Annotated in this window: 6 protein-coding genes and 1 pseudogene; 2 read left to right on the top strand and 5 right to left on the bottom strand. The window is 45.1% G+C overall.

Annotation, left to right across the window (positions count from 1 at the left end; translation table 11 throughout):
• Together PX481_RS05060 and PX481_RS05055 are read right to left on the bottom strand one after the other, a co-directional pair.
• Positions 1 to 405 (bottom strand): annotated as a pseudogene (locus PX481_RS05060) (recombinase family protein); the annotation flags it as partial.
• Between the two features lie 472 nt (positions 406 to 877).
• Positions 878 to 1171: a hypothetical protein gene (locus tag PX481_RS05055; RefSeq protein ID WP_002759475.1), complete on the bottom strand. Its 294-nt coding sequence runs from the start codon at positions 1169 to 1171 to the stop codon at positions 878 to 880.
• 246 nt (positions 1172 to 1417) lie between these two features.
• On the opposite strand from PX481_RS05055, the gene PX481_RS05050 reads away from it, so the two are divergent.
• Entirely contained in the window at positions 1418 to 1627 is a 210-nt protein-coding gene (locus PX481_RS05050; RefSeq protein WP_288093859.1) for a hypothetical protein, read from the top strand.
• A gap of 164 nt (positions 1628 to 1791) precedes the next feature.
• On the top strand, positions 1792 to 2079 hold the full coding sequence (locus PX481_RS05045; RefSeq protein ID WP_044000022.1) for a hypothetical protein: 288 nt from the start codon (positions 1792 to 1794) through the stop codon (positions 2077 to 2079).
• A gap of 108 nt (positions 2080 to 2187) precedes the next feature.
• On the opposite strand, the gene PX481_RS05040 is transcribed toward PX481_RS05045, so the two are convergent.
• From PX481_RS05040 to PX481_RS05030, 3 genes are all read right to left on the bottom strand, one after another.
• A complete protein-coding gene (locus PX481_RS05040; protein ID WP_288093857.1) occupies positions 2188 to 2853 on the bottom strand; it encodes a choice-of-anchor R domain-containing protein in 666 nt (221 codons plus the stop codon).
• Positions 2854 to 3398: 545 nt separating this feature from the next.
• Complete coding sequence (locus PX481_RS05035; protein ID WP_288093855.1) at positions 3399 to 4001, bottom strand: hypothetical protein; 603 nt, start codon at positions 3999 to 4001, stop codon at positions 3399 to 3401.
• Between the two features lie 62 nt (positions 4002 to 4063).
• Entirely contained in the window at positions 4064 to 4216 is a 153-nt protein-coding gene (locus PX481_RS05030) for a hypothetical protein (protein ID WP_288023547.1), read from the bottom strand.
• Positions 4217 to 4247 lie beyond the last annotated feature (31 nt).

Genomic DNA, 4247 nt, shown 5'->3' with positions numbered 1-4247 from the left:
ACGACGATAACCGTAGGGTGCTTTTCCGGGGGGAGGCAAAGCTTGCAGACGATTGTGAGCGTGACCTGCTTTTAAACGATTACTTAGTTCGTTTTTTGATATTTCTTGCAGAATCTTGGCAAAATTCAGCTTATAATCTGGGTCTTCTAGGGCAATTATATCTATGTCGAGGGCTTCTAAGGATTGTAAAATTTTGCTAACTTCTGTGCCATTGTCTCCCAATTCTGCTAGGCGACGTAGGATCAGCAGTCGGGGGGGAGTCCCTTGACAATCGCGGAGCAGTTGCTGCCGTTGTGAGCGATCGCCAAAATCCTGATACACTTGTTCGGGAGAATGGTCCCAAATCGAGGCATCGGGGGGACTATCAAGCAGGGGATTGGTATAGGTGTAGGCGATAATTTTCATGTTTTGCCGAAATCCTGGTATAGATAAGCTGTACTGCCTTGAAACCGCGTCTTGAAAAGTTTAGTACAAATGCTCGAACTACCTCTCCCCGCTCCCAACTCCGGCACTCATAGACAGTCTTAACCAGTAATTTAGATAGGGTTTGCTGAAAAAGCTTTTCCTGGGGGCAGGGTGTGGGGTGTGGGGTGTGGGGTGTGGGGTTTTACCGATTTTGAGGTAGTCAATTACCTAATTTTCAGGGAAAAAGTACCTGAATTTTCCCCCCGATCCCCGCAACGGCTGGCACTTTTTGAGGAAAAAAAAGTCTAAAAGTCTTATCCAACAAGGTTTTTAGATTTATTCAGCAGACCCTAGATAGTCAACAGCTTACCTGCGGGCGAATGGAAAAGGAATTTCTGCCCATCTCCCTAACCCCCGCCAGCTGGCGATCGTTCCGCTAGACTTGGCAATTTCTAGGCCGGGCGCGATTCGTCTAGGGAGAGGGTAAAGAGCGAAGGAAAACCGTGAGTATGGCGGTAATAATCGCGACGGTTACGGGGATAATCAGCGATTTCGCCCCTTTTAAATCGGATATATCCTTAACTAGCCCCGATTGTTCGTTTTCTAGCCTTTCTAACCGCTTATCCATTCCCTCGACTTTCTCGATTAATTTTGCCTGTCCTACCTCTAGTTTTGTCAGGCGATCATCGATTCGATCGATCTTTCCCTCGATCCGCGTCAGGATGGCTTCTAGGGAATAGGTGACGGTTTCTCCCGATTGACTCATAAACTAAATTCCTTGTTGCGGGGGATACTTCGCATTCTATCACTCCCGAAAGATGGCAGAATTACCAATCCAGAGGCAACGGCAACGATTATCAGCCTACAATATTACTAGGCGATCGAATAATCTCCGAAATTCAGATGAGTCAATTAAGATCTATTTCTGGGAAAAAGTTCGCCAAAATTTGAGAACGTCATTGAGAATTCAAGGTAGCCATCACATTTACTGTATTACTCGTTCAGACTGTCTATGAACCATCGTCAACAATTAATTCAAGAACTCGAACAAGCACCTGATGATCTAATAGAAACCGTGTTAGATTTTTTACATCGAGTTCAGGCAACAGGCAACAATCATCCTCTGGCCAAGTTTTCAGGCATTTTAAGCGATTCAGAGGCACAAGAACTACAACAAGCCATTAAAACAGAATGTCGTCAGGTAGATGTCAATGAGCGGTGAAATGGATTGCTGCTCAATGTATAGAAAATAATTGGGTATTGGTGACAGATGATACTGATTTTAATTATGTAGATGGACTGATTTTAGAACGTTGGTAAGGAGCGCATCACCTACAAAAACAGCCTACAATATTACTAGGCGATCGAATATTCCCGGAAATTCAGATGAGTCAATCCCCCGTCACCAATTCCCTAGAAATTATCCTGACAAATATCACGGAAAAATTAGACTCTTTACAGAAAGATTTCACCGATCTAAAAGTAGATATGGCCGAGGTGAAAACCGAACTCAAAAGTATTGATAGGCGATTGGAAAAAGTAGAGGGAACACAGAACGCTTTAATTAAGGATGTATCGGACCTTAAGGGAGCAAAATCGTTGATTATTCCCGTGGTAGTGGCAGTATTAACCAGTATTCTGACTCTGCTGGTGCGATCGATCCCTAATCCTTAAAAGTTTCCCCGTTTGTATAGTAAATTCGTAGGTCGGGTTGAGGCAACGAAACCCGACATAGATCCTCGGTGGTTGGGTTTCACTCTGTTCAACCTAACCACCGGCAACTTATCCCTCGTTCCGACGACTTTTAACCCCCAGTAATCCCAATCCGAACAGGGACAAAGCCGCGATCGCACTAGGTTCGGGAGTGCGGGCCACCGGACCGGTTATCTCGGTTGCGTTGATCTGGAAACTGTTGAGAACGCTACTGGGAAAGAAACTCGCTCCACTACCAAACCTGGCTCCCGAGAACGTGGCGATGCCCGTCGGGGTTTGAATCGTACTAGAAGCGCTCCAGAGGAAATCTCCACTGGTACTGGTAACGTATAACCAGTATTTAGTACCGGCGGTAAACGTGAAGGGGCCAGTGGGAGTGAAGGTGTAGTCAAAATTTCCCGCTCCTTGAGGGGTGGGATTGGTGAAACTGGCGAGGACGGTACTGCCCGGATCGCTACCCCCGACATCATTGCGGATCTGGACTAGGGGAGTCTCTCCTGGATCGTAGCCACTGAGTCGCAGGATGGCGTTGTCGAGGCTGTAATTGTTACCCGCGGGCAGGGTAAAGGCGAGTGCTTTTATTTCAGTAGTGCTCAAAAAAGTACCACCATCATCATTGGCTTGCGGTAGATTCCCGATGATAACCGCCGCGCGGACAGGGTTTACCCCCCCCCCTATTAGTACAAGTGAACTACTAATGCCCGCTAACACCAAAGAAATTGGTAAGGTTTTCATGATTTCTAAAAAAGTTCAGAAAGATTGCCTTAATTCTATAGCAGCCGTCTCTTCTTTACGACCATTGATTATTTATAGTTATCATTTACCGTCTGGTATGATATTTAATTCTATAGGGTGTTGACAAAAGGGCTAGAAAGTGGTAAGCAACATCGGGCAGTTTCTGGTCGTGCCAAGTGCGATTCCTTTAGGGAGAGGGTAATAGGTCCTCGGTGGTTGGGTTTCACTCCGTATTAACCCGAAGTGATATTTTTTCATCAAAAAAAACTCGATCGCTTAATTGCGATCGAGTCAAGAAAAAACAGACTAATTAGGGCTTGCTGAATAAAGGTGAAATGTAGGCAAGGTAAGGGTTTTGTGGCTTTTCTCGCGAAACAGGTGCAAGATTTTGAGAGAATCGTGCTTCAAAACCTTGCGTCTTCATCGGCCCGCGTCCTGTAGGGGCGAAGCATTCGGATAAAAAATCTACGGTTTCACCGATAGGTTATTGCCCGAATGCTTCGCCCGTACTTTTTCAGCAAACCCTATGTATTTGTAGAACCGATTTAGGTACGTTTTGTCCAGTATAGACCCACGAATCCGAGGAGAAGTAATCCAGTCGTCAGCGAAGGTTCTGGGACTGAAGCCACATTAGACCACTTAGCGGTAAAGCTGAAGTTATTAACATTAATGGGCTGTGGAAAAGTTAGTGTGAAGTCAAACTTGGAAAGCCCAGCGGTCAAGCCAGTACCCTGGGGATCGTTGAAAGTGATTACACCCCCCGGAAGCATCCTGTATTGCCATGTATATCGAATGAATTCTTTTTGTGTAATAAAGTTTTTGCAGACAATTACTACGGGATTGGTGTTGATATAAGTTGCATACTGGCCTGGTGGACAGGCATTGGGGACACTAACGGGATCTGGATTGAAAACAGCAGGATTGGTCAAACTAAAGGAAAAGCTTTTCGCGTTGCCAATGTCAACACCAGAAGGATTGAATGTACCTGAACCAGACGAAAGTGTGAAGGTTGTGCCATCAAACGCAAAAGAATGGCCGAGGGGATCCACACCGCTGGCACCCCCAGAAAACTCGATATCCCTAGCCTGTACGGACTGACCGAGTAAAACAGATGCCATAGCACATAACAATAGACGGTAATCAAGCATTTTCAGTCAACTCCCTTGAAACTTTACTCTAGATCAATTATGCAATCCATTTTAAGTGAAAATTATAAAATTGCTACCGACCGCAACACATTTTCGTAATTAGTCAGGTTCTTCGTTACTTGGTATGGTTCGATAGGGGGGCATAAATCGACTAAATCCTTATCTGGCAAGAGACTTAATTGATTAGTTCGCTCTAGAGCAAAAACAATTGACAAAAATCGCTAAATGCTTTTCTATATAAGGGTT

This window comes from Microcystis sp. M53603_WE2 (genome assembly GCF_030065435.1).
This window is presented reverse-complemented; position numbering and strand designations above follow the sequence as displayed.

Excerpts from the sequence above, each read along its gene's own strand:
- PX481_RS05055 (WP_002759475.1), bottom strand. The coding sequence starts at position 1,171 with ATGAGTCAATCGGGAGAAACCGTCACCTATTCCCTAGAAGCCATCCTG.
- PX481_RS05050 (WP_288093859.1), top strand. The coding sequence starts at position 1,418 with ATGAACCATCGTCAACAATTAATTCAAGAACTCGAACAAGCACCTGAT.
- PX481_RS05045 (WP_044000022.1), top strand. The coding sequence starts at position 1,792 with ATGAGTCAATCCCCCGTCACCAATTCCCTAGAAATTATCCTGACAAAT.
- PX481_RS05040 (WP_288093857.1), bottom strand. The coding sequence starts at position 2,853 with ATGAAAACCTTACCAATTTCTTTGGTGTTAGCGGGCATTAGTAGTTCA.
- PX481_RS05035 (WP_288093855.1), bottom strand. The coding sequence starts at position 4,001 with ATGCTTGATTACCGTCTATTGTTATGTGCTATGGCATCTGTTTTACTC.